Here is a 25,232-nt window from a genome sequence, read left to right as displayed (position 1 = left end):
GGGTGAGGGGAAATAATCACATAAATTCAACAATATCATCATCGTCCGGCTTACCGCCGCTGAGCGCTTCATCAAAGTAGTGCTTCGGTACGGTATAGCGCAGATGGTCGAGCGCAAACTGCATGCTGCGATCGTCAATCGCATGACCCAGATCGTCAACGATATCCAGCGTCACATCCCCGCCTTCCCGGATCAGGGCTTCCTGGGCAGCTACGGCATGCGAAAGCTCAATCACCCGGTCTTCGCCACCGTGGATCAAGTGGATCGTTGTCTGCGTGGTCGCGCTCGTCGGTAGCGTCGCGAAACGGCCGTTAAAGGCAATCACGCGCGAAGCCAGACCCGGCTCTGCTTTCACGCTCTCCAGCGACATAATTGACCCCTGTGAAAAGCCAATCAGCGCGGTCGCGTCGGCACCGACGCCGCTCTGCTGCTGCCAGTAACGCACGGTTTCGATAAAGACCGGCATAATGGCATCAATACGCGCCTGACGGTTCTCTTCCGTCACGCCCTGAACGGAGAACCACTGCCGTCCGTCAGGGCCACACGGCTCCACGCCGCCGATACTGACAATCAGCGCCTCAGGAAAAACAGGTGCAAACCAGCGACCAACCTCTCCCATATTGACGGCGTTATCGCCAACGCCATGAAACAGCAACAGTAACTGTTTAGCCGGTTTGTCGGGGCTTTGAACAACAAAATGATCGTGTTTCATGGCGGTCTCCTTAATTGATGACCTGGATTCTACGCCTTGCGGGGGGAATGACCATGCCACTTTACTGAAGAAGTCATTGAAAAAATTGCCATTGCAAAATGTCGCTTTTGAGCTGCTGACTGCGCGCATTATCAAGACATTCAAGGGCCTGCGCCGTTTCAGCGCGTAATATTGCCAGCACCGCTTTTCGCCCGGTGAGCGACAGTTCAGCACTGAGCGCAGCGTCCTCTCTTCGTGCCTCAATTTTACCGCGCAGGGCCGGAAGCGGCAGATCCACGGCGAGCAGCAAACGCGTCAATGCGGCAACGGACGTAGCAAAGGGCCGGTGTGCAAAGGCAAAGCCTGCCAGCTCCAGCCAGTCGTCACTATTAAGGGTAGCTTCCCACTCATCTGCCACCGGGATCTTTTCGCCATTCCACAATGATAAGACACGCGCATCGCGATGCAGGCGCAGCCGGGCCTGTTCACACAGACGATGCCCCGCCTCACTTTGCGGCAATAATGCCATTGCGGTATAGCAGCCGCTGCTGGCTTCGCGGTGGCTGCCTATCCGTACCAGCTCAAAGCCGCACTGCTGCCAGAAATGCCACAGCGCGTTGGTAAAGCCAAAGCTCACCGAGAGATAATCCTCCCCGCAGGCCTCGCGGATGAGCGCCCGGCCGATCCCTTCCCGTTGCCGGTGAGGGTGAACAGCGATGCGCGTGATCCGTCGACCTTTCAGCGTTGCTGCCAGAGGCGTGCCGCCATGCGCGGCCAGAGACTGCGCGACAAGGTTGCCGCGAGGTCGACGAAAACCCGCCCATACTGCGCGACTTAGCGCCGGGCTTAACCCGCCTTCGTCTACCAGCCACAGCGCGCCCGCAATGACCGGGTCCGTTTGCGCGACGGCAACGTGCTGACCGGGGGCGTCCATCATACGGCGCAGATCCAGCGGCGAGGTACGGTAATGAGCCGCACAAAGCAGCTCGTAGACACTCGCGGCGAGTGCAGGCGTATGCTCCCATGCGTCGGGGGCCAGAGAGGTCAGTTGCACCTCTCCTTTCGGCTGCTGGTCGATGAGCGTGTCGTCAAACAGCAGTGCGCTGGCGACTACCCGCTCAAGCGGACATCCCGCAGCCCAGCGAACGGGGGTGGATAAGGTATAACGCTGCAGGGCGCTGAACTGCGCGCAGAATTTAAGCAAAAACCCTCTTCCGGTTCCTTCATACCCTTGTACCGTCGTGGTTAACAGTACCCGTGGAAAGCGCGCAACCAGCTTCTCCAGCACAGGGCCGGGTATGGCCGCCGCCTCATCGACAATCAGCCAGTCGGCATGGTGTGAGGAGGCCAGCAGCGCATCCGGTGCCATAAAGTGAAAATGTTCACCCGCAAACCGTGCGATGACCTCCGTTGCTCCCTTTGCCGGTGCGGTGACAACTGCTCTGCCCTCAATGCTGTTCAGCAGCATGCCGGCAAGCGCCGACTTTCCCCGCCCGCGCGGGGCGGTAACGGCCGCAACGCCTTTCGGCATTGCACGAAGTGCGTGCAGGATCTCCGCCTGCTCGCGCTGGGGTGCGCCGTTAGCGGGTTGCCAGTCAGGGGCATCAGGAAACGGAGGAAGGGTTAACGGCTGGTTTTGCTGCCAGACGATTGCATCGGGATCGCGGGTAATCGTCTGACAAAAGTGGCGAATGAAATTCGGCGTGGGAATGGGTTCCGCGCTGTCGCTCCAGCGCAGGGAATCACTGTCGGGCGTGTCTGCCCACACCGCAAGCGGGGGAGCCAACAGCACCAGCAGGCTCCCGGCACGCAGCGTTCCGCTCAGGGCGGCAAAGGCTGAGACATCAAACCCGGCGCGGGCATCAAAAACAGCATGCCGGAACTCGCGCCCCAGCAGCCCGCTTATCTCCCGGGAAGGGTTTTCATCCAGCCACACCCAATCCCCGGAAAGCGTATCACGCAGCGCCCCGGCCTGCGCCAGGGACCACTGCGCATCACCGCTGAGCACCACCAGCCGACGCTGGCCGGTGCGCTCAAGCTGGCTAATCAGTTGGTCAAACGCCACCATTACATGGCTTTACCGAAGGTATTGCACTGCGCCGGGTCACCGCTGTCAAAACCGCGTTTAAACCAGGTGTAACGTTGTTCTGACGTCCCGTGAGTGAAGCTGTCCGGCACAACCCGGCCCTGGCTCTGCTGCTGGAGACGGTCGTCACCAATGGCTTCTGCGGCATTTAACGCCTCTTCCAGGTCGCCAGATTCCAGCACGCCCTGCTTCTGCATGCTGTTACCCCAGACGCCCGCGAAGCAGTCCGCCTGCAGCTCCATACGCACGGAAAGGCGATTGACCTCCGCCTGCGAGGCGTTTTGCTGAAGCTGGCGAACCTTAGGCTCAATGCCCAGCAATTTTTGCACGTGATGCCCCACTTCATGCGCAATCACGTAGCCCTGTGCAAAATCACCGTCGGCACCGAGTTTGCGTTTCATGTCATCATAAAAAGAGAGATCGATATAGACGGTGCTGTCTGCCGGACAGTAGAACGGCCCCATCACCGACTGTCCGGTGCCGCAGCCGGTGCGGGTCGCACCACGGTACATCACCAGCTTCGGCTGCTGGTAGCTGCGTCCCATTTTCTCAAACTGCTGGCTCCACGTGTCTTCAGTGGTCGCGAGAATAACAGAGGTAAATTTGGCCGCTTCATCTTCATTTGGGTTGATGGAGCGCTGAGATTGCTGCTGTTGCTGCAGCGGCTGACCGGTCATTAACCCGGTGAGATCGACCCCGTAGTAACCCGCAACCAGCACCACAATCAGCAGAATGATTCCGCCTTTTCCGCTGGGTAAACGGAAGCCGGGGCCACCCATGGAAGGGCCGCCACCGCTATCACCACGTCTGTCTTCTACATTGTCACTTTCACGACGCCCTTGCCAGCGCATAACTACCTCGAACTATTCCATTAATAATAGCTATGATCGTAGGCGGTTAACGGCAAGATTACCATAGGAAACAAAGGTAAGACGCCAAAGGATATGAACATCCTTTGGCGATGAGGGAGTTAGTCGAGCTTAACGCCTAAACGGTGAGCCACTGCTTCGTACGCTTCAATCAGGCCACCCAGGCTCTGACGGAAACGGTCTTTATCCATTTTATCCAGCGTTTCTTTGTCCCACAGACGGCTGCCGTCCGGTGAGAACTCGTCGCCAAGTACCACTTCGCCTTTGAACAGACCGAACTCCAGCTTGAAGTCGACGAGGATCAGGCCAGCATCATCAAACAGTTTTTTCAGCACGTCGTTGGCTTTGTAGGTCAGCTCTTTCATGCGCGCCAGGTTCTCTTTGTTCACCCAGCCGAAGGTTTCGCAGTAGGAGTCATTGACCATCGGATCGTGCATGGCGTCGTTTTTCAGGAACAGATCGAACAGCGGTGGATTCAGCTCGATGCCTTCCTCAATGCCCAGACGCTTCACCAGGGAGCCCGCGGCACGGTTACGAATGACGCATTCAACCGGAACCATATCCAGTTTTTTCACCAGACATTCCGTATCGGACAGCAACGCTTCCATCTGAGTCGGGATACCCGCTTCGGCCAGTTTGGTCATAATGAAGTGGTTGAACTTGTTGTTCACCATGCCTTTACGATCGAACTGCTCAATGCGTGCGCCATCCCCTGCTGACGTATCATTGCGGAACTCGAGCACCAACAGATCCGGGTTTTCCGTGCTGTATACGGTCTTCGCTTTGCCACGATACAACTCAGCTTGCTTCTGCATCTTGATTACTCCTGGTGTGATGATTTGTGTTCAAAACTGGGCATATTATGCCACGCACACGTTTGCGTAGCACGAAAATAAAAAGGGCTGGATTCACCAGCCCTCGTATTTATTTGCTGAATGCAGCCTGGAAGACCGCGACCAGCGCATCGTTCTGCGACTGGGTCAGCGTGTGACCTTTCGGATCGATAAACTGCAGGCTACTGCGGTTATCAAGGTCGCCTACCTGAATCTTGTAGTCGCCGGAAGCGAGCTGTGGATCGCGTGCGCCCAGCTCCTGCCATGCGCTGTCTGACAGCGGCTTATACGTTGCGGTTATGCTACCGGTTGAACGCGTGCTGTCGGTCACCTTCATGCCCACTTTCTCCAGCGTCGCTGGCAGGCGCTGCCAGGTCTGGTTGAATGGCGCACGAACAACCAGCATTGGCAGGCCGGTATCATCCGCGCCGCTCTGGACATCAAACGTCATGCCGTTGCGGTTCTGTGAGGCGTTAGCCGCGTCTGTGGCGTTCTTATCCAGGCCCGCAGCAATCACGTTCAGCATTTCAGTGCTGTAACGCTGCATAGAGGCAGCATCCGCCACCGGTTTACCCGCCTGCTCCAGGTTCAACAGCTTAACGGTAACCGCCTGCTGATAGCCCTGCGGTTTAACGGAGACTTGATAACGACCACGGTACTGCTGGTCTTCATCCAGACGGTTCCACTCGATCCAGTCGGTGGTTAACGTCTGGCTGGCGTCATCGCGCTTGTCAATCGTGTAGTTCTTCGACTGAATGACGCTCACCACCTGTGGCCACAGCGTGCTGCCACGTGCGCTTTCCACCATCAGAGACGCGGTATCACCGGTAAACTGGGTACGCGCCCCGCTCACCAGCGCCAGAGGCTGTGCTGGCGGACGAATATCAAGCGCTTTGCCCACCGGGCCGCTGCCGTTGGTCACGGGGATATTATAATCGCCGTTCTGAATCGGCAGGATCATGCCAGCCGGTGCATGAAGTTCAGCAAGCGGGGTCGCATCCAGATAGGATTCATCACCGCTCACCTGGCGCTTGTAGCGCGAGTCTGAACTACAGGCAGCGAGCAGCATAACAAGCGAAACACTCGCAACCTTCGCCAGGCGCGACTTCTGTACTGAATAAGCCATCAAATCTCCCTAAACTTTACAGCAAACCGGCATGCTTCAGCGCTGCAGTGACGATTTCACGACCGTGGTCGGTAATCGGTGTCATTGGCAGACGCAGCGTATCGGTTGCTACAAGTCCCAACTCCTTACATGCCCATTTCACCGGGATCGGATTGGGTTCGACAAATAATTTATTGTGCAACGGCATCAGACGTTTATTAATGAGACGGGCTTCATCAAAGTGACCTGCCGCCGCCAGCTTGCACATTTCCGCCATATCGCGGGCCGCAACGTTCGACGTTACGGAGATCACGCCATGACCACCGAGCTGCATGAAGTCCAGCGCGGTCGCATCGTCACCGCTCAACAGGATAAAGTCGTCTGAAACCAGCTCTTTGATCTGATGAACGCGGCTTAAGTTCCCTGTCGCCTCTTTAATCCCGATAATATTTTTTACTTTCGAGAGACGACCAACGGTTTCCGGCAGCATATCGCAGCCAGTACGGGACGGCACATTATACAGAATTTGTGGCAAGTCAGTATGTTCAGCGATGGCTTTGAAATGCTGGAACAAACCTTCCTGAGTAGGACGGTTGTAGTAAGGGGTGACCGTCAGACAGCCAACAACGCCGCTGTCGTTAAAACGTTGGGTCAGGCTAATCGCTTCTGCGGTTGCATTCGCGCCCGTTCCCGCGATGACCGGAATACGTCCGTCAGCCAGTTCGAGGGTCAACATCACCACATCGCCGTGCTCTTCGTGGCTCAGCGTTGCAGATTCACCGGTAGTCCCTACCGAAACGATCGCCGAGGTTCCATTGGCGACATGGTAATCAATCAGCTTCTTCATGCTTGACCGGCAGACATTACCTTTTTCATCCATCGGTGTTACAAGCGCGACAATACTTCCCGTGAACATGAGCCATCCTCTGTGCGAACAAGAGCCTCAATGGTACGTTTGGAACTGTAATAAAAGCAAGCGACCTGAGGCCCTCAGGCGGTTGTATGCATGTTTTTTTTATGCTTTCCTTAGGAAGACTTAACCAAGCAAAGGAAGAACAGGTTTGACAACCTCATCACAACATTACCTGGTTATCACTGCGCTGGGTGCTGACAGGCCGGGTATCGTGAACACCATTACCCGCCACGTGAGCAGCTGCGGCTGTAATATCGAGGACAGCCGTCTGGCGATGCTGGGCGAAGAGTTCACGTTTATTATGCTGCTGTCCGGGACATGGAACGCCATCACGCTTATCGAATCTACCCTGCCGCTGAAAGGCGCGGAGCTGGATTTGCTGATCGTGATGAAACGCACCAATGCGCGTCCGCGTCCGGCCATGCCTGCCACCGTCTGGGTACAGGTTGAAGTTCCTGATTCCCCTCATCTGATCGAGCGTTTTACCGCGCTGTTTGACAGCCATCAGATGAACATTGCCGAGCTGGTTTCCCGCACACAACCGGCTGATGAGAGTGCCGTACCTACCCTCTTTATTCAAATCACCGCCCACAGTCCTGCATCACAGGATGCGTCAAATATCGAGCAAGCGTTCAAAGCCCTCTGTACAGAATTACACGCGCAAGGCAGTATAAGCGTCGTAAATTATTCGCAGCATGAACAGGATGGAGTTGAGTAATGAACCCACTGAAAGCCGGTGACATTGCACCGAAATTTAGCTTACCGGATCAGGATGGTGAGCAAGTAAATTTGACCGACTTCCAGGGACAGCGTGTTCTGGTCTATTTCTACCCGAAAGCCATGACCCCGGGCTGCACCGTGCAGGCCTGCGGCTTACGCGACAACATGGACGAGTTGAAAAAAGCCGGCGTGGAAGTGCTGGGCATCAGCACCGATAAGCCAGAAAAGCTGTCACGATTTGCTGAAAAAGAGCTGCTGAACTTCACGCTGCTTTCCGACGAAGATCATCAGGTCTGTGAGCAGTTCGGCGTCTGGGGCGAGAAGACGTTTATGGGCAAAACCTATGACGGCATTCACCGCATCAGCTTCCTGATTGACGCTGACGGTAAAGTGGAACATGTCTTTGACGACTTCAAAACCAGCAACCACCACGACGTGGTGCTGAACTGGCTGAAACAAAGTGCCTGAAAGTGAGTGTCGGGTGGCGGCTTCGCCTTACCCGACCTACAAGATAAATACAAAACGGCAACCTGGTTGCCGTTTTTAGTGTTTTCCCCCTCTCCCCCGTGAGAGAAGGGCATCAGGCCGCACAAAAACTACTTCTCCTCCACCGCTGGCACATCCGGCCATGCATGGACGACGGCTTTAATCAGCGTCGCCAGCGGAATGGCAAAGAACACGCCCCAGAATCCCCACAGCCCGCCGAAAATCACCACCGATAAGATAATCACCAGCGGATGCAGATTCACCGCTTCTGAGAACAACACTGGCACCAGCAGGTTGCCATCCAGGGCCTGAATAATCAGGTACACCGCGAAGCAACTCCAGAACTCGGTGCCCAGGCCAAACTGGAACAGCGCGACCCCAACAACCGGAATGGTGACCACAAAAGCGCCAATATACGGAATAAGGACCGACAGCCCCACCAGCACCGCCAGCAGCAGCGAGTAGTTAAGCCCGAAGATCAGGAAGCCAATCCAGGTCGCGACCCCAACCACAATCATCTCCAGCACTTTGCCGCGAATGTAGTTGGTGATCTGCTGGTTCATCTCTTCCCACACCTGCCCGGCCAGCCCGCGATTACGCGGCAGAATACGCCGCACGGCGTTGAGCATCTGGTCTTTGTCCTTCACCAGGAAGAACACCATCAACGGTACCAGCACCAGGTAGACGGCGAGCGTAAGGAGCCCAACCAGCGACGCCAGGGAGTATTTCACCACCGAATCGCCCATGGTCATGATGCGGGCGCGCATGTTTTCGGCCATCGCATCGATGATCCCCGCGTCCATCAGCGCCGGATAACGACGCGGCAGCGTGGCGGCAAAATCAGAAAGCTTATTTAACATGCCGGGCATATCGCGGATCAGGTTGATCCCCTGCTGCCAGGCGACGGGCATGACCACAAACGCCATCAACAGCAGAATGCCAACAAACAGCACCAGCACGATGCTGGTCGCCCAGCGTCGGGAGCAGCCGATATTCTCCAGCCGCGCGGTTGGCCACTCCAGCAGATAGGCCAGCACAATCGCCACCAGCAGTGGTGCCAGAAGGCCGCTGAAGAAGAACAGAATACCGAACCCGGCAACCAGAATAACCAGCAAAGCAATGGCTTCCGGGTCGCTAAACCGGCGCCGGTACCACTGCATTAACATTTCGAGCATACAACCCTTCCCTGAATCGAATGACGGGAGTCAGAAGGTGAATTGTATCTAACTGTCACAAAAAAGACTTTCGCTTTTTGTATCGCTGTCACAATCCGCAAAAGCCTGATGAATGGGATTTTCTTCATGCCACAACACGGCTACACTCGCAGGGCAGTGGAGATGAACGATATGCGGGTTCATCGGTCAAATTAGCACATCCAAAATACAGGACAGTGGTTATGTTCAGGCAGTTGAAAAAAACAGTGGTTGCGACACTGATTGCCGCCGTAACGGTCGGTCAGGTGTTGCCAGCTTTTGCTGATTCGTCCGATTCATTGCCGGACATGGGCACCACAGCAGGAAGCACGCTCTCCATTGGTCAGGAGATGCAGATGGGTGATTACTATGTTCGCCAGCTGCGCGGCAGTGCTCCGCTGATCAATGACCCATTGCTGGTGCAGTACATTAATGGTCTGGGGATGCGCCTGGTCGCGCACGCCAACTCGGTAAAAACCCCCTTCCACTTCTATTTAATCAATAACGACGAAATCAACGCCTTCGCCTTCTTTGGCGGTAACGTGGTGCTGCATTCGGCGTTATTCCGTTACTCCGATAACGAAAGCCAACTGGCGTCGGTCATGGCGCACGAAATTTCCCACGTGACTCAGCGCCATCTGGCCCGTGCGATGGAAGACCAGAAACGCAACGCGCCCCTGACCTGGGTGGGTGCGCTGGGCTCTATTTTGCTGGCGATGGCCAGCCCGCAGGCCGGGATGGCCGCATTAACCGGCACGCTGGCAGGCACGCGCCAGGGGATGATCAGTTTCACCCAGCAAAACGAACAGGAAGCGGACCGCATTGGCATCCAGGTGTTGCAGCGCTCGGGCTTTGACCCACAGGCCATGCCCAGCTTCCTGGAAAAACTGCTCGATCAGGCACGCTACTCGTCACGTCCACCCGAAATTCTGCTCACCCACCCGTTACCGGAAAGCCGTCTGTCCGATGCGCGTAACCGTGCCAATCAGATGCGTCCGGTGGTGGTGCAATCCTCACAGGATTTCTACATGGCGAAAGTGAGAACGCTGGGCATGTACAATTCCGGGCGCAACCAGCTCACCAGCGACCTGCTGGATGCCCTGGCAAAAGGCAACGTGCGCGAGAAGAACGCGGCGCAATACGGCCGTGCCCTGCAGGCGATGGAAGCCAGCAAATACGACGAAGCGCGAAAAACGCTGCAACCGTTGCTGGCCGCCGACCCGAATAACCCGTGGTATCTCGACCTCTCCACGGATATCGATCTGGGGCAGAAGAGACCTGCCGATGCGATTAACCGCCTGAAAGGTGCCAAAGAGGTGCGGACCAACCCGGTGCTGCAGCTTAACCTGGCGAACGCTTATCTGCAGGGCGGCCAGCCGGGTGAAGCGGCCACCATTCTGAACCGCTACACCTTCGACAATAAAGACGATCAAAACGGCTGGGATCTGCTCGCTCAGGCAGAAGCCCAACTGGGCAACCGCGATCAGGAGCTGGCGGCACGCGCCGAAGGGTTTGCCCTGGTGGGGCGTCTGGATCAGGCCATTTCGATGCTCAGCAGCGCCAGTTCGCAGGTCAAACTTGGCAGCCTGCAACAGGCCCGTTACGATGCGCGTATCGATCAGCTGCGCGCGCTACAGCAGCGCTTCAAGCCGTACGAAAAGATGTAAAAAGGAAGAAAATATGACTGACGCGGTAAAAATCTACCATAACCCTCGCTGCTCCAAGAGCCGCGACACCCTCAGCCTGCTGAAATCCAACGGTGTAGAGCCTGAGGTGGTGCTGTATCTGGAGACACCGCCAGACGCACAGACGATCCGCCAGATCCTGCATATGCTGGGCATGGGCAGTGCACGTGAGTTGATGCGCCAGAAAGAGGATCTCTATAAGTCACTTAACCTGGACGACCCGCGTCTCACTGAAGCTGAACTCGTGCAGGCGATGGTTGACAATCCGAAGCTCATTGAACGCCCGATTGTGGTGGCAAACGGCAAGGCGCGCATCGGGCGTCCGCCGGAAGATGTGCTCGACATTCTTTAAACCTCGCGCCGCAGCCTTTCCAGAAAGGCCTGCGGCGTACTTTCCCCCAGTTTTTTCTGCGCTTTACCCCGGTTGTAAAACTCGCACAAGGTCATCAATAGCGCACCCGCCGGTTCAACATTCACGCGCGGAATAATATCGCGTAAGGGCACTATCACCTGAAGTGCCCTGCAGGTACGTGGATGTGCCTTCACCGCAATGTTGTTAACAGCCAGCGTCGCCTCAAAACCAAAAGTCTCAATAGATTGTATAGCAGCCGGACACGCCGCCAGCACCTCCTGCGTCCAGGTATTCAGTCGTTGAGGCGACAGCCCCGCATAAAGCCGGGCATAGCACCAGCCGCTCACCGGCTCTCGCGCCCAAAGCAGATGCTGCTCCCCGCCGTCGTCCATATGCAGCGACAAAGGCAAATGGTGCAGTTCCAGCGTATGGGGCGTAATACCCGCATTCAGCGCCTTTTTCCCCTGCAAGGGGGCCCCTTTTTGCTTTGCAGCGGCTGGTTTGAGATAGCGGTTCAGGGTGGCGCGGGAAACGGCAATGCCCAGGACGTCGTTGACCATAAGCAGCAGGTCATCCAACGGCGCACCCAGGATGTCACGCAGGGCATTCACCAGCGCAACCTGCTCTTGTCTCATCGCTTTGTGTATCACTTTTGGCGTCGTATGGTTATCCGACACCTGGTCGCGATTGCGCCAGCGTCTGACGGTGGTGACCGAAATACCCAGCTCGACGGCCAGCTCTCTGTCGCTCTTATCCGACTGTTGAAGATAACGACGGATGCGCGGCGTCGTGGTCGCATTGGCGTGCAGTTTGATTTCCATCGCAACAAACTCCAGAACTAATCTTATGAGATTTATAATGGACCAGCGATTGCTTTGTGACCGATTTCACCTTTCGCTCGCCGCGCTTCACTGATAATCCCCAGAGATAACATAAACAACACCTCTCAATCTTGTACGGAGTTCACAATGAACAATGTTCTGGGATTTCTTGAAGCAAAACTGATGCCGCTGGCGGCCAAAACGGCCCAGCAGCGTCATCTTGGTGCCATTCGCGGTGCCTACGTTTCATTCATGCCGTTTATCATCGTCGGCTCTATCCTGCTGGTGATCTCCTCCTTCCCCAACCAAACCTATCAGCAGTTTATGTCTCAGGCGTTTGGGGAAAGCTGGAGCGCGATTATCGAAATCCCGTTCAACGCGGTGTTCTCGACCATGTCGCTGTTTATTAGCTTCCTGGTCGCCTATCGCCTGGCTGAACACTATGGCGAAGACCGTATCTCCTGCGGCATTCTGGCGCTGGTCGCCTTTCTGATCCTGACCCCTTTTATCAAAGTGGCGGAACAGGGTGGCATCACCGTCATGCCGGTAGAGTGGATTGGCAGTAAAGGGCTATTCGTGGCGATGATTGGCTCTCTGCTTTGGACGGAGCTGTTCTGCTGGCTGAAGCGCAAAAAACTGGTTATCAGAATGCCGGATGGCGTGCCGCCTGCGGTGCAGGAGTCGTTCGCGGCGCTGATCCCTGCCCTCTTGGTGATGATCCTGGTACTGATGATCCGTATCGGCTTTGAAAACACCCATTACAACACCATCCACCAGTTTATTTACGAGGTGGTGGCAACCCCGGTTCGCCACTACGGCACTTCCTATTTTGGCGCGCTGATGACGGTCTTCAGCATCACCATTCTGTGGTCAGTGGGCATTAACTCCGGTTCGATGATCAACGGCATTATTCGCCCGCTGTGGATGGAGAACCAGACCGATAACATCGCCGCCATTCAGGCCGGCGCTACCCCACCGCACATTATCACCGAACAGTTTTTTGACATGATCTGGATGGGCGGCGCAGGGGCCACGCTGTCGCTGGTGATTGCGATGCTGATTTTCGCCCGCAGTAAAAACATGCGCGAAGTGGCACGCCTGGGCGCGGGGGCCTCGGTGTTTAACATCAACGAACCGATTCTGTTCGGCCTGCCGGTGATCATGAACCCGATCATGCTCATTCCGTTCAATCTGGTGCCGCTGGTGCTGGTCACCGTGCAGTACGTGGCAATGAAAATTGGTGCGGTCGCCGTCACCACCGGGGTGTTTATCCCCTGGACGCTGCCGCCTGTTATCAGCGGTTTTATCGTCACCGGACATCTCAGCGGCAGCATCATGCAGCTTATCAACCTGCTGATTGGCGCCATGCTGTATCTGCCATTCATGCGTATCGTGGATAAACAGTACCGCGCCGCGGAGATTGCCACCGTGACGCAAACCGACACCACCCTTGCAAAACAGGAGTAAAGCATGTGGGGAATTATCGCCACCTGGCGAATGGCGCTTGAAGGCGTCACCGAGTCGGCCTCTGCGCTGGCAGCTGGGAAACCGGTGGCTGCCGCGGTCGTGGATGCCGTTGCCGCCGTCGAGGACTTCCCGTTCTATAAATCGGTCGGCTACGGCGGGCTACCAACCGAAAATGGCGAGGTGGAACTGGACGCCGCCTACATGGACGGCGACACGCTGGCGTTTGGCGCTGTGGGAAATCTGGTGGATATCGCCAACCCGGTACGCGTGGCGCAGGCGTTAAGCCGCCAGCGCTATAACAGCCTGCTGGTCGGCCAGGGCGCACGCGAGTGGGCATTGAGCCAGGGTTTTGCCGACAAAACGATGCTCACCGACCGGGCCATGCAGCACTACCGCAAGCGCTGCCGGGAGACGCTGGATAAAGGCTTAAGCCCCTACGATGGCCATGACACGGTCGGGATTATCGGTCTCGACAAACAGGGATCCATGAGCGTGGCGACCTCCACCAGCGGCCTGTTTATGAAAAAGCGCGGCCGACTTGGCGATTCGCCGATCATCGGCTCCGGCTTCTACTGCGACAGTGAAACCGGCGCCGCCACCGCCACGGGCGTGGGCGAAGATCTGATGAAAGGCTGCACCAGCTACGAAATTGTTCGCCGCATGGCGCAGGGGATGTCTCCGCAGCAGGCGGCAGATTCCGTGGTGTTCGAGCTGGAAGACAAGCTGATGTCGCGCTTTGGCCGCGCGGGGGATCTCTCCGTGGTATGCATGAATAACAAAGGTGAATTTGGCGCCGCCACCAACATTAAAACGTTCTCCTTTGTGGTGGCGACGGCACGCCAGCCGCTGACCGTGTTTCGCGCCGAACGCCTGCGGGAAAAAACGCACTATCAGGCGGTGGATGATGAATGGATGCAGGCCTATGCCGCACGGATCCGCGCACCGATTGAGGAGTAATGTTGATGACGTATCAGCTGATCACCGCCCTTTCTGACGTAAAGCCACACGGCCACCTCATCGCCCGCAGCTCGTCTACGCTGTTGCCGGACACGCCACTGATTGCGGAAATGCGCGGGCAAGATGCCGTTGCCGACACCCGTTTTGGCTGTGCGCCTTTTGCACGCATCACGCTGGTGCCGGATGCTCTCTGGCAGGTTAGCCTTACCGAAGGATTGCTTGCGGCACTCCGTCCGCTGCTGGCCACGCCCGTCAGTACCGACGTGGTCCTGGATGTCACCCACATTAACGAGGTTGTGCTGCAACAGGTCCTGCGTTTTCTTTTTAATCAGTCGCACAGGCTTAGCGATCTGCAGCTGAAGAAAGCGGACGATGTCACTTTGCGCGTTGAGCACGTTACCGCCCTCTGCCTGCCAGAACAGCAGGCGCGGCTGGACGTTATCTTCCGCCAGCAGCTCGCCATTGGCCGTGGAATGGTCGCCGCACGCCGTCTGGCCGATATCCCCTCCGACCGCTGCACGCCGCAGTTTATGGTGCAGGAGGCGCAAACATTGTGCGCGGCCTTCCCTGCCCTGCACTGTGAAGTGCTGGATGAAAAGCAGATCGTTGAGCAGGGTCTGGGGCTGCTTCACGCCGTTGGCAAAGGCGCCTCCTGCCCGCCACGACTGCTGGCTATTCACTATGACGGTGTTTCTGACGGTCCGGTGCGCTGCTATGTAGGTAAAGGCATTACCTTCGATACCGGCGGCCTGTGGCTCAAGGATGGCGCGGGTATGTACACCATGAAATATGACATGTGTGGGGCAGCGAACGTGCTGGGGCTGATGCTGACCGTTGCAGAGCTGGCGCTCCCCGTGCGCCTCATGGGCGTGCTGGCGCTGGCAGAAAACGCCATCGGCCCGGACGCCATGCAGCCTGGCACGGTAGCCAGAGCCTGCAACGGCACCACGGTTGAAATCAACAATACCGATGCCGAAGGCCGACTGGTGCTGGCAGACGCTATCGCCTGGGCCAGCCAGCGCCATCCGCAGGCGCGCTACATTATCGATATGGCAACGCTGACGGGTGCGGTGGTCAAAGCGCTGGGATATGAGCTGAGCGGGTTGATGACCCAGGACGAGCCACTGCGCCAGGCGCTGACGCAGGCAGGAAAACAGAGCGGAGATGAAGTGTGGTCCCTGCCGCTGGATGCGCGGCTGAAAAAGCAGACCGACAGCGCCATCGCCGATCTGTGCAATACGCCGCCCAACAATGCGGCGATCAGTGCCTCGGCGGCGTGGCTGCTGCATCACTTCTGCCCGCCGACAATCCCGTGGGCGCATCTGGATATTAGCGGTACGGCGCTGTGGCGTGAGGGTGGCAGAAGCGTGGCCTCAGGGAGGCCGATTCCGATGCTGGTAGAGCACCTGATGGGAGATCTCTAGCCGGGTGGCGGCTACGCCTTACCCGGCCTACTCGATCCCGTAGGTCCGGTAAGCGCAGCGCCACCGGGCAAAAAAACTCAAAGCTTCAGAATATCTTTCACAAACGGAATGGTGAGCTTGCGCTGGGCGGTAATGGAGGCACGATCGAGCTGATCGAGCGTATCAAACAGCGTGCGCATCTCGCGATCCAGACGCTTGAGCAGGAAGCGCCCTACGTCTTCCGGCAGTTCAAATCCGCGCAGTCTGGCGCGCAGCTGAAGCGCCTGGAGTTTGTCTTCATCTGACAGCGGTTGCAGTTTGTAGATTTGCCCCCAGTCGAGTCGGGAGGCCAGATCCGGCAGCCCCAGATTCAGCTGGCGCGGCGGACGATCGCCGGTGATCAGCAGCCGGGTTTTGCCCGACTCCAGGATACGGTTATAGAGGTTAAAGATCGCCATTTCCCACGGCTCATCCCCCGCCACGCATTCGATATTATCGATGCAGACCAGGGAGAGATGTTCCATTCCCTCCAGCACGTCAGGCACAAACCAGGTACGTTTATCCAGCGGTACATAGCCTACCGCATCCCCCCGCGCTGAAAGCTCAGCACAGGCGGCATGCAACAGGTGGCTGCGTCCCGCGCCTTCGCGTGACCAGATATAAATGTATCCGCTGTGATCCTGGCGCAGCACGTTCTGCAGTGCAGCCAGTAAAGAGGGGTTATCACCCGGCCAGAAACTCGCGAAAGTTTCGTCGTCAGGGAGATAGAGTGGCAGAGAGAGCTGTGCCGGTCCGTTCAGAAGTACCTCAACCAGATCTTACATAAAATCGGAACGGAGTTTAGCACGGAACCAGCCAGGAGAGAACCGGGCGGATCGTCCACCCGGTTTTACGATCAGTGTGACGCTTTTTCGCTTTCGTCAGCGTCCAGCACCACCTCTTCAGGGCGGATCACGGAAATCAGCTTGAAAATCAGGCTCAGGCCCACACCAACGATGGTCGCCAGCGCCATGCCTTTCAGCTCGGCCGCGCCGATGTGTACCTTCGCGCCGCTCACGCCGATGATCAGGATAACGGAAGTCAGGATCAGGTTCTGCGCTTTGCTGTAGTCCACTTTGGACTCAATCAGCACGCGAATACCGGATGCGCCAATTACGCCGTACAGCAGCAGAGACACGCCGCCCATCACCGGAACCGGGATGATCTGGATCGCTGCCGCCAGTTTACCCACGCAGGAGAGCAGGATTGCGATGATTGCCGCACCGCCGATAACCCAGGTACTGTAAACGCGAGTGATCGCCATGACGCCAATATTCTCACCGTAGGTGGTGTTTGGCGTGGAACCAAAGAAACCGGAGATGATCGTCGAGAAGCCGTTTGCAAACATCGAACGGTGCAGACCCGGGTCGCGGATCAGGTCACGTTTAACGATGTTCGCCGTCACCACAAGGTGGCCAACGTGTTCAGCAATAACCACCAGCGCGGCAGGCAGAATAGTGAAGATAGCAAACCATTCAAAGCGTGGCGTATAGAAGGTTGGCAGGGCAAACCAGTGCGCCTGAGCAATTGGCGTGGTATCGACAACACCCATCACGAAGGAGAGTGCATAACCCGCCAGCACGCCGATCAGGATCGGGATAATCGCCATAAAACCGCGGAACAGCACGGAGCCAAATACCGTCACGCCCAGCGTCACCAGTGAGATGATGATGGTTTTAGAGTCCGGCGACTGCCCATCAGCAGGCAGCAGGCCAGCCATATTCGCCGCCACGCCTGCCAGCTCCAGACCGATAACGGCAACGATGGCCCCCATCGCCGCCGGTGGGAACATCACGTCCAGCCAGCCGGTACCGGCCTTCTTCACAATGAAAGAGACAAGGCAGAACAGCACGCCGCACATGATAAAGCCGCCCAGCGCCACTTCATACCCCAGGGGCAGCAGCAGCAACACCGGCGAGATAAAGGCAAAGCTCGACCCCAGATACGCCGGGATTTTGCCTTTACAGATAAAGAGGTACAGCAGCGTCCCGATACCATTGAACAACAGCACGGTAGCCGGGTTAATGTGAAACAGGATTGGCACCAGCACGGTTGCGCCAAACATAGCGAACAGGTGCTGCAAACTAAGCGGGATAGTCTGTAAAAGCGGCGGTCTTTCACTCACCCCGATAGCACGGCGCGTCATAGTGTTTTCCTCTGAGATGGTTAGTTATGTATGTTTTATTCAAAAAAAAGCCGACTTTCAAAGTCGGCTTATTTATCGTTATTCGATTATTTCGTACCAAAGATCTTATCGCCGGCATCGCCCAGCCCCGGGATGATGTACCCGTGCTCGTTGAGCCCCTGGTCGACAGACGCGGTGTACAGCTCCACATCCGGGTGTGCTTTTTCCAGCGCCGCGATCCCTTCCGGTGCCGCAACCAGCACCAGCACTTTGATGCTGCTGCAGCCTGCTTTTTTCAGCAGGTCGATGGTGGCAATCATTGAGCCGCCGGTCGCCAGCATCGGGTCAACCACCAGCGCCATACGCTCGTCGATGTTAGACACCAGCTTCTGGAAGTACGGAACCGGCTCCAGGGTTTCTTCATTACGGTAGATCCCCACCACGCTGATACGCGCGCTCGGTACGTGCTCCAGCACGCCTTCCATCATGCCAAGACCAGCACGCAGGATTGGCACCACGGTAATTTTCTTACCTTTGATCTGCTCAACCTGCACCGGGCCGTTCCAGCCTTCGATGGTCACTTTTTCCGTTTCGAGGTCAGAGGTCGCTTCGTAGGTCAGCAGGCTGCCGACTTCAGATGCCAGTTCGCGAAAACGCTTCGTGCTGATGTCATGCTCACGCATCAGGCCCAACTTGTGTTTAACGAGTGGGTGTTTCACTTCCACAATCTTCATTCTCTTTCTCCTCTGAGGTGGCGTCCGCAAAAAAATCGCGGGATTATACCGCTTTTTTCGGATTAGGCCATACCCATCTTGCTTGACGTATATCAAGCAAAGTGATTTAGAGACAAAAAAACCGGAGGCGAGACTCCGGCTTGGGTGCGGGGTTCTGCCCGATGGCGCTGCGCTTACGCGGGCCTACGTGTAGTGTAGGTCGGGTAAGCGTAAGCGCCACCCGACAATTACAGGTTGTCGCCGTTGCTCGCAATCACCTGCTTATACCAGTCAAACGACTTTTTCTTGCTGCGGTTCAGCGTGCCGTTCCCTTCGTTGTCTTTATCAACAAAGATAAACCCGTAGCGTTTCTTCATCTCGCCGGTGCCGGCAGAAACGAGATCGATACAGCCCCACGGGGTGTAGCCCATCAGATCCACGCCATCTTCCACCACCGCTTTTTTCATCTCGCGGATGTGCGCCGAGAGATAATCAATGCGGTACTGGTCGTTCACCGTGCCGTCGCTCTCCTGCACGTCAATCGCGCCGAAGCCGTTCTCAACGATGAACAGCGGCAGCTGGTAGTGATCCCAGAACCAGTTCAGGGAGTAGCGCAGGCCAACCGGGTCAATCTGCCAACCCCAGTCAGATTTCTGCACGTACGGGTTGGAGACAAGGCTCTTGCTTTCATCGTAATCCAGTTCCGGGTTATCCGCCGTCGCTTTGGTGGTGAAGGACATGTAATAGCTAAAGCCGATGTAATCCACGCAGCCCTGCGTCAGCGCCGCTTTGTCTTCTTCGGTAATGTCCAGCGTGAAACCACGACGCGCAAAGTAGTTAAGTAGATGCTGCGGATACTTGCCACGCACATGAACGTCGGTGAACCAGTAGCGACGATGCATCGCGTTCATCGCCATCATGATGTCGTCAGGCGCACAGGTCAGCGGATAAATGGGGCACATGGCAATCATGCAGCCGATCTGCAGGGAAGGATTAATCTCGCGCCCGGCTTTTACCGCCAGCGCGCTGGCCACCAGCTCATAGTGCGCGGCCTGGAACATCACCGGCTCACGGTCTTCACCCGGCGCATACTTCAGCCCGGAGTTGGTAAACGGCGCAAAATCTTCGTGGAAGTTAGCCTGGTTGTTGATCTCGTTAAAGGTCATCCAGTACTTCACCTTATGCTGATAGCGCTGGAAGACCGCTTTTGCGAAGCGGACAAAGAAGTCGATCAGCTTACGGTTGCGCCAGCCGCCGTACTCGGTGACCAGATGATACGGCATCTCAAAATGCGACAGGGTGATAACCGGTTCGATGCCGTATTTGAGGCATTCATTGAAAAGGTCATCGTAGAATTGAAGGCCCGCTTCGTTCGGCTCCAGCTCATCCCCTTTCGGGAAAATACGCGTCCAGGCAATGGAGGTACGGAAGCATTTGAACCCCATCTCCGCAAAGAGTTTGATGTCTTCTTTATAGCGATGGTAAAAATCGATGGCTTCGTGGTTCGGGTAGTTTTTTCCTGGCAGCACGCCGTCGGTGATTTCACGCGGCACGCCGTGGGCGCCAGCGGTCATAACATCGGCGACGCTTACGCCTTTACCGCCCTCTTTCCAGCCACCTTCCAACTGGTGCGCGGCCACCGCGCCGCCCCACAGAAAACCTTCTTTAAATCCTGACATACTCTTTCCCTCATTCGATGTTGCTGATTGCTGACGGATACTGCTGTCTGAAGTGGTAAACCGCGCCGACAAGACCGGCCCGGTTGCCGTGGCTGACGACATCGGCGATATCCGCGATGCCAAACCACGCAAGATGGGTGCGAAGCAGATCCATAAACCCGGGCCGCTCCGCGATACCGCCGCCAATGAAGATGGTCTGCGGGTCGAACACATTCGCCAGGTTGTAGAGCCCTGTCGCAATGCCGTTAAGAAAATCATCCACCAGGCGGCGGCATACGGTGTCGCCTGCGTCATAGCCATCAAAAATGGCCTCGCCGGTGACGCTCTCAAGCGTCAGACCGTGAAAGTCGGCATAGCGCTTGCGAAGCGTGCGTAACGTACAGTTTTCATTCATGGAGTGGCGGGCAACACGTCTTGAGTCTGCCCTTTCCGTGAGCATGTAGCCGAACTCTCCGGCGCGAAAACGCGCCCCGTGAACCAGCCTGCCGTTGCAGAAAATTGCTCCGCCGATCCCGGTGCCGATGGTCAGTACCAGAAAGTTATCGATATCTTTCGCCTTGCCCTGCCAGCGCTCCGCCAGCAGCACGCAGTTAGCGTCATTCTCGACGGTAACCGGTAAACCCGTTTTCGCCTCAAGCCAGCCTTTCATTGCGAACTGGTCGAAGCGGCGAATGGCCCCGCCCATCTCAATAAAGCCGGTATGCGGATTAACATACCCCGGCGCGCTGATGGCGATCCCCTTAAGCCCGGGATGGGCCGTTACCCAGTTCAGCATCTGCGCAAGAATGGCGTCACCGTCGCTGTTCCTGATGGCGGCCTTATCCGTTTGCAGTAGCTCTCCCTGCGCTGTCGCGATGCCCATTTTTAACGCGGTGCCACCGATATCAAATGCGGCGATGTTCATGGCCTTCATTCCTCCTAAATGAAACTGAAACCGGTTTCATTTCATGATGTTCATTCCCTAAACCGCATGCAAGCAGATCGCCGAAACCGGTTTCATTTTCGTGAACGGAGTCAAGTTTGCGCGCCGCCGGGGGTGGAGCAGAAAAAAAGATCCTCGCGCCGAGAATAGGCTCGCAAACGTTTGCCTGGACTGTTAGAATTGCGCCGATTTTTCTTACTAGCTATGCAATCGCGTGGGGACTTGAGCCGTGACCAACAAAACTTCTCTCAGCTACAAAGATGCCGGTGTTGATATTGACGCAGGTAATGCGCTGGTTGACCGAATCAAAGGTGTGGTGAAAAAAACCCGCCGCCCTGAAGTGATGGGTGGTCTGGGTGGCTTCGGCGCACTGTGCGCGCTGCCGCAAAAATATCGTGAACCTGTTCTGGTCTCGGGTACTGACGGTGTAGGCACAAAACTGCGCCTGGCGATGGATTTAAAACGTCACGACACGATCGGTATCGATCTGGTCGCGATGTGTGTAAACGACCTGGTGGTACAAGGCGCTGAGCCGCTGTTCTTCCTCGACTATTACGCGACAGGCAAACTGGATGTGGATACCGCAGCCAGCGTGATCAACGGTATTGCCGAAGGCTGTCTGCAGTCTGGCTGCGCGCTGGTTGGCGGTGAAACCGCAGAAATGCCTGGCATGTATCACGGCGAAGATTATGACGTCGCAGGCTTCTGCGTGGGTGTGGTAGAAAAATCAGAAATTATCGACGGCAGTAAAGTGGCTGATGGTGATGTGCTGATTGCGCTGGCCTCCAGCGGCCCGCACTCTAACGGCTACTCGCTGGTGCGTAAAATCCTCGAAGTAAGCGGTTGCGACCCACAAACCACCGAACTTGAAGGTAAACCTCTGGCTGACCATCTGCTGGCACCGACCCGCATCTACGTGAAAAACGTGCTGGAGCTGATTGAGAACGTTGACGTTCACGCCATTGCCCACCTGACCGGTGGCGGCTTCTGGGAAAACATTCCGCGCGTACTGCCGGACAACACCCAGGCAGTAATCGACGAATCGTCCTGGCAGTGGCCAGCTGTCTTTAACTGGCTGCAAACCGCGGGCAACGTGAGTTCTCACGAAATGTACCGCACCTTTAACTGTGGCGTAGGTATGGTGATCGCCCTGCCAGCGAGCGAAGCGGATAAAGCCGTTAAGCTGCTGACGGACAAAGGTGAAAACGCGTGGAAAATCGGTATTATCAAAGCTTCCGATTCCGAACAGCGTGTGGTCATTGAATGAAAAACATCGTGGTGCTCATTTCCGGCAACGGAAGCAATTTGCAGGCCATCATTGACGCCTGCAAACAGAAGAAAATCAATGGCACCATTCGGGCAGTATTCAGCAACAAGGCCGACGCGTTCGGCCTTGAGCGCGCCCGGGAAGCAAACATTCCCGCGCACGCGCTGGAGGCCAGTCAGTTCGCCGGCCGTGAAGCCTTTGACCGCGAGCTGGTTCAGGAGATTGATGCCTACGCGCCGGACGTTGTGGTGCTGGCGGGGTATATGCGCATCCTGAGCCCGGCGTTTGTCGGACACTATACCGGGCGCCTGCTGAATATCCACCCTTCGCTTCTGCCGAAATATCCCGGCCTGCACACCCATCGTCAGGTGCTGGAAAACGGCGATGAAGAGCACGGGACCTCGGTGCATTTCGTGACCGATGAGCTGGACGGCGGACCGGTGATCCTGCAGGCGAAAGTCCCGGTCTTTGACGGCGACACCGAAGACGACATCACCGAACGGGTGCAGAGCCAGGAACATGCCATTTATCCACTGGTGGTCAGCTGGTTTGTCGACGGGCGTCTGGCGATGCGCGACGGGGCTGCCTGGCTGGATGGCGTGAAACTGCCCCCGCAGGGTTACGCGGCCGAAGAGTAGTCTGTTCTGTCGGGTGGCGCAGCAGCGCTTACCCGACCAACAAAGCGCATTACCCGATATTCCCTTCTCCAACCTTCTAAAATCTCCAACAAAAAAATAACTGTCATACTTTTCTGGCACTGTTGGACATATCGTGGAAATGCTCGCCATAATAAGGACGAGACGGATTTACCACGTCCTGTGATTGAACTGGAGTGTGAGCTGTAATGGGTCAGGAAAAGTTATATATCGAGAAAGAGCTAAGCTGGTTAGCATTCAACGAACGCGTACTCCAGGAAGCGGCGGACAAAAGCAACCCGCTTATTGAGCGCATGCGTTTTTTGGGCATTTATTCCAACAACCTTGATGAGTTCTACAAGGTTCGCTTTGCCGAGCTGAAACGGCGGATCATCATCAGCGAAGAGCAGGGCTTAAACTCTCACTCTCGCCATCTGTTAGGCAAAATTCAGTCCCGCGTGTTGAAAGCCGATCAGGAATTTGACGGCCTCTATAACGAGTTGCTGCTGGAGATGGCACGCAATCAAATCTTCCTGATTAACGAACGTCAGCTCTCCGTTAACCAACAAAACTGGCTGCGCCACTACTTTAAACAGTATCTGCGCCAGCACATCACCCCTATTCTGATCAACCGCGAAACCGATCTGGTGCAGTTCCTGAAAGATGACTACACCTACCTGGCGGTGGAAATTATTCGCGGTGAATCCATCCGTTACGCGCTGCTGGAGATCCCGTCCGACAAGGTGCCACGTTTTGTGAACCTGCCGCCGGAAACCCCGCGCAGACGCAAACCGATGATCCTGCTGGATAACATCCTGCGCTACTGTCTGGACGATATCTTCAAAGGCTTCTTCGATTACGACGCGTTAAACGCCTACTCGATGAAGATGACCCGTGACGCCGAATATGACCTGGTGCACGAGATGGAAGCCAGCCTGATGGAACTGATGTCCTCCAGCCTCAAGCAGCGTCTGACGGCCGAACCGGTGCGCTTTGTCTATCAGCGTGATATGCCAGACGCGATGGTGGAAATGCTGCGCGACAAGCTGACTATCTCGCGCTATGACTCCATCGTGCCGGGCGGTCGTTACCATAACTTTAAAGACTTTATTGGCTTCCCGAACGTCGGCAAAGCCAATCTGGTGAATAAACCACTGCCGCGTCTGCGTCATCTTTGGTTCGATAAGTTCCGTAACGGTTTCGATGCCATCCGCGAACGCGACGTCCTGCTCTACTATCCGTATCACACGTTTGAACACGTGCTGGAGCTGCTGCGTCAGGCCTCCTTTGACCCGAGCGTGCTGGCAATCAAAATCAATATTTACCGCGTGGCGAAAGACTCCCGCATCATCGACGCGATGATCCACGCCGCGCACAACGGCAAAAAAGTAACCGTGGTGGTTGAGCTGCAGGCACGTTTCGACGAAGAGGCCAATATCCACTGGGCGCGCCGTCTGACGGAAGCAGGTGTACACGTTATATTCTCCGCCCCGGGGCTGAAAATTCACGCCAAGCTGTTCCTTATTTCCCGTAAAGAGGGTGACGACGTGGTGCGCTATGCCCACATCGGTACCGGGAACTTTAACGAGAAAACCGCACGAATTTATACCGACTACTCGCTGCTGACCGCCGACGCGCGCATCACCAACGAGGTGCGCCGGGTGTTCAACTTTATTGAGAACCCGTACCGCCCGGTGAGCTTCGATTATCTGCTGGTGTCACCGCAGAACTCGCGCCGCCTGCTGTACGATATGATCGACAAAGAAATTGCCAACGCCCAGAAAGGCTTGTCGTCCGGCATCACGCTGAAGCTCAACAATCTGGTCGACAAAGGTCTCGTGGACAGACTCTATGCGGCGTCCAGCTCCGGCGTTCCGGTTAACCTGCTGATCCGCGGCATGTGCTCCCTCATCCCGGAACTGGAAGGCATCAGCGATAATATTCGCGTCATCAGCATTGTCGACCGCTACCTGGAGCACGATCGGGTCTATATTTTCGATAATGCGGGAGATAAACAGGTCTATCTCTCTTCGGCAGACTGGATGACGCGCAATATTGATTATCGCATTGAAGTCGCAGCGCCGCTGCTGGATCCGCGCCTGAAACAGCGTATTCTCGACATTATCGAGATTCTGTTTAGCGACACGGTGAAAGCGCGCTATATCGACAAAGAACTCAGTAACCGCTATGTACCGCGCGGCAACCGCCGTAAAGTGCGGTCGCAACTGGCGATTTACGACTATATCAAATCACTCGAGCAACCCGATTAAC

23 protein-coding genes are annotated in these 25,232 nt (G+C 56.3%); 10 read left to right on the top strand and 13 right to left on the bottom strand.

What is annotated here, in order from left to right:
- Window positions 1–16 precede the first annotated feature (16 nt).
- From ypfH to dapA, 6 genes are all read right to left on the bottom strand, one after another.
- A complete protein-coding gene (ypfH, locus tag ACOTZF_RS06925; protein ID WP_129251940.1) occupies window positions 17–712 on the bottom strand; it encodes an esterase in 696 nt (231 codons plus the stop codon).
- A gap of 73 nt (window positions 713–785) precedes the next feature.
- Window positions 786–2,759, bottom strand: a complete 1,974-nt coding sequence (locus ACOTZF_RS06920; protein ID WP_129317969.1) for a tRNA(Met) cytidine acetyltransferase TmcA — start codon at window positions 2,757–2,759, stop codon at window positions 786–788.
- A complete protein-coding gene (locus ACOTZF_RS06915) occupies window positions 2,759–3,628 on the bottom strand; it encodes a neutral zinc metallopeptidase (RefSeq protein WP_029882266.1) in 870 nt (289 codons plus the stop codon). The genes ACOTZF_RS06920 and ACOTZF_RS06915 overlap by 1 nt, the downstream gene beginning before the upstream one ends.
- 119 nt (window positions 3,629–3,747) lie before the next feature.
- Window positions 3,748–4,461, bottom strand: coding sequence for a phosphoribosylaminoimidazolesuccinocarboxamide synthase (gene purC, locus ACOTZF_RS06910; RefSeq protein WP_008501631.1), 714 nt, complete (start codon window positions 4,459–4,461; stop codon window positions 3,748–3,750).
- 109 nt (window positions 4,462–4,570) lie between these two features.
- Window positions 4,571–5,605, bottom strand: a complete 1,035-nt coding sequence (gene bamC, locus ACOTZF_RS06905; protein ID WP_013098226.1) for an outer membrane protein assembly factor BamC — start codon at window positions 5,603–5,605, stop codon at window positions 4,571–4,573.
- Between the two features lie 16 nt (window positions 5,606–5,621).
- Window positions 5,622–6,500 (bottom strand): 4-hydroxy-tetrahydrodipicolinate synthase, encoded by an 879-nt coding sequence (dapA, locus tag ACOTZF_RS06900; RefSeq protein WP_013098227.1) that lies wholly within the window; start codon window positions 6,498–6,500, stop codon window positions 5,622–5,624.
- Between the two features lie 145 nt (window positions 6,501–6,645).
- On the opposite strand from dapA, the gene ACOTZF_RS06895 reads away from it, so the two are divergent.
- Entirely contained in the window at window positions 6,646–7,215 is a 570-nt protein-coding gene (locus ACOTZF_RS06895) for a glycine cleavage system transcriptional repressor (protein ID WP_013098228.1), read from the top strand.
- Window positions 7,215–7,685: a thioredoxin-dependent thiol peroxidase gene (gene bcp / locus ACOTZF_RS06890; RefSeq protein ID WP_013098229.1), complete on the top strand. Its 471-nt coding sequence runs from the start codon at window positions 7,215–7,217 to the stop codon at window positions 7,683–7,685. Before ACOTZF_RS06895 ends, bcp begins: the two co-directional genes overlap by 1 nt.
- Window positions 7,686–7,813: 128 nt before the next feature.
- Here bcp and ACOTZF_RS06885 read toward each other — a convergent pair whose 3' ends face one another.
- Complete coding sequence (locus ACOTZF_RS06885; protein WP_013098230.1) at window positions 7,814–8,878, bottom strand: AI-2E family transporter; 1,065 nt, start codon at window positions 8,876–8,878, stop codon at window positions 7,814–7,816.
- A 221-nt stretch (window positions 8,879–9,099) separates the two neighbouring features.
- On the opposite strand from ACOTZF_RS06885, the gene bepA reads away from it, so the two are divergent.
- Both bepA and arsC read left to right on the top strand, forming a co-directional pair.
- Window positions 9,100–10,563, top strand: a complete 1,464-nt coding sequence (bepA, locus tag ACOTZF_RS06880) for a beta-barrel assembly-enhancing protease (RefSeq protein WP_013098231.1) — start codon at window positions 9,100–9,102, stop codon at window positions 10,561–10,563.
- A 13-nt stretch (window positions 10,564–10,576) separates the two neighbouring features.
- Complete coding sequence (gene arsC, locus ACOTZF_RS06875) at window positions 10,577–10,933, top strand: arsenate reductase (glutaredoxin) (protein ID WP_129251944.1); 357 nt, start codon at window positions 10,577–10,579, stop codon at window positions 10,931–10,933.
- On the opposite strand, the gene ACOTZF_RS06870 is transcribed toward arsC, so the two are convergent.
- A complete protein-coding gene (locus ACOTZF_RS06870) occupies window positions 10,930–11,754 on the bottom strand; it encodes an XRE family transcriptional regulator (RefSeq protein WP_129251946.1) in 825 nt (274 codons plus the stop codon). The two genes, arsC and ACOTZF_RS06870, sit on opposite strands and share 4 nt — an antisense overlap.
- A 147-nt stretch (window positions 11,755–11,901) precedes the next feature.
- Between ACOTZF_RS06870 and celB the strand changes: the two genes are divergently transcribed.
- Genes celB through ACOTZF_RS06855 form a run of 3 tightly spaced genes read left to right on the top strand, consistent with a single transcriptional unit; the run spans window position 11,902 to window position 15,602 of the window.
- Window positions 11,902–13,221 carry a PTS cellobiose transporter subunit IIC gene (gene celB, locus ACOTZF_RS06865; protein WP_023620393.1) on the top strand — a complete coding sequence of 440 codons (1,320 nt, stop codon included), beginning with the start codon at window positions 11,902–11,904 and terminating at the stop codon, window positions 13,219–13,221.
- Between the two features lie 3 nt (window positions 13,222–13,224).
- A complete protein-coding gene (locus ACOTZF_RS06860; protein ID WP_013098235.1) occupies window positions 13,225–14,178 on the top strand; it encodes a N(4)-(beta-N-acetylglucosaminyl)-L-asparaginase in 954 nt (317 codons plus the stop codon).
- A gap of 2 nt (window positions 14,179–14,180) precedes the next feature.
- Window positions 14,181–15,602, top strand: a complete 1,422-nt coding sequence (locus ACOTZF_RS06855) for a leucyl aminopeptidase family protein (RefSeq protein WP_421636068.1) — start codon at window positions 14,181–14,183, stop codon at window positions 15,600–15,602.
- A gap of 77 nt (window positions 15,603–15,679) precedes the next feature.
- On the opposite strand, the gene ACOTZF_RS06850 is transcribed toward ACOTZF_RS06855, so the two are convergent.
- The 5 genes from ACOTZF_RS06850 to bglK form a co-directional block, all read right to left on the bottom strand.
- Window positions 15,680–16,381 (bottom strand): DnaA inactivator Hda, encoded by a 702-nt coding sequence (locus ACOTZF_RS06850; RefSeq protein ID WP_211944493.1) that lies wholly within the window; start codon window positions 16,379–16,381, stop codon window positions 15,680–15,682.
- Window positions 16,382–16,476: 95 nt separating this feature from the next.
- Entirely contained in the window at window positions 16,477–17,766 is a 1,290-nt protein-coding gene (uraA, locus tag ACOTZF_RS06845) for a uracil permease (RefSeq protein WP_013098238.1), read from the bottom strand.
- Window positions 17,767–17,852: 86 nt separating this feature from the next.
- Window positions 17,853–18,479: a uracil phosphoribosyltransferase gene (upp, locus tag ACOTZF_RS06840; RefSeq protein ID WP_003860560.1), complete on the bottom strand. Its 627-nt coding sequence runs from the start codon at window positions 18,477–18,479 to the stop codon at window positions 17,853–17,855.
- A 227-nt stretch (window positions 18,480–18,706) separates the two neighbouring features.
- Entirely contained in the window at window positions 18,707–20,137 is a 1,431-nt protein-coding gene (locus tag ACOTZF_RS06835) for a 6-phospho-beta-glucosidase (protein WP_129251948.1), read from the bottom strand.
- A 10-nt stretch (window positions 20,138–20,147) separates the two neighbouring features.
- Window positions 20,148–21,041 carry a beta-glucoside kinase BglK gene (gene bglK / locus ACOTZF_RS06830; RefSeq protein WP_013098240.1) on the bottom strand — a complete coding sequence of 298 codons (894 nt, stop codon included), beginning with the start codon at window positions 21,039–21,041 and terminating at the stop codon, window positions 20,148–20,150.
- Between the two features lie 247 nt (window positions 21,042–21,288).
- Here bglK and purM point away from each other — a divergent pair, with 247 nt between their 5' ends.
- From purM to ppk1, 3 genes are all read left to right on the top strand, one after another.
- Window positions 21,289–22,326, top strand: a complete 1,038-nt coding sequence (gene purM, locus ACOTZF_RS06825; protein WP_013098241.1) for a phosphoribosylformylglycinamidine cyclo-ligase — start codon at window positions 21,289–21,291, stop codon at window positions 22,324–22,326.
- Window positions 22,323–22,964, top strand: a complete 642-nt coding sequence (gene purN / locus ACOTZF_RS06820; protein WP_129251950.1) for a phosphoribosylglycinamide formyltransferase — start codon at window positions 22,323–22,325, stop codon at window positions 22,962–22,964. Before purM ends, purN begins: the two co-directional genes overlap by 4 nt.
- A gap of 206 nt (window positions 22,965–23,170) precedes the next feature.
- Entirely contained in the window at window positions 23,171–25,231 is a 2,061-nt protein-coding gene (gene ppk1 / locus ACOTZF_RS06815; protein ID WP_013098243.1) for a polyphosphate kinase 1, read from the top strand.
- Window position 25,232: the final 1 nt, after the last annotated feature.

The organism is Enterobacter cloacae complex sp. SHL021 (assembly GCF_049237765.1).
Classification (GTDB): domain Bacteria; phylum Pseudomonadota; class Gammaproteobacteria; order Enterobacterales; family Enterobacteriaceae; genus Enterobacter; species Enterobacter cloacae.
The sequence above is the reverse complement of the archived record's forward strand: the minus strand, read 5'-3'. Positions and strand labels throughout refer to the sequence as shown.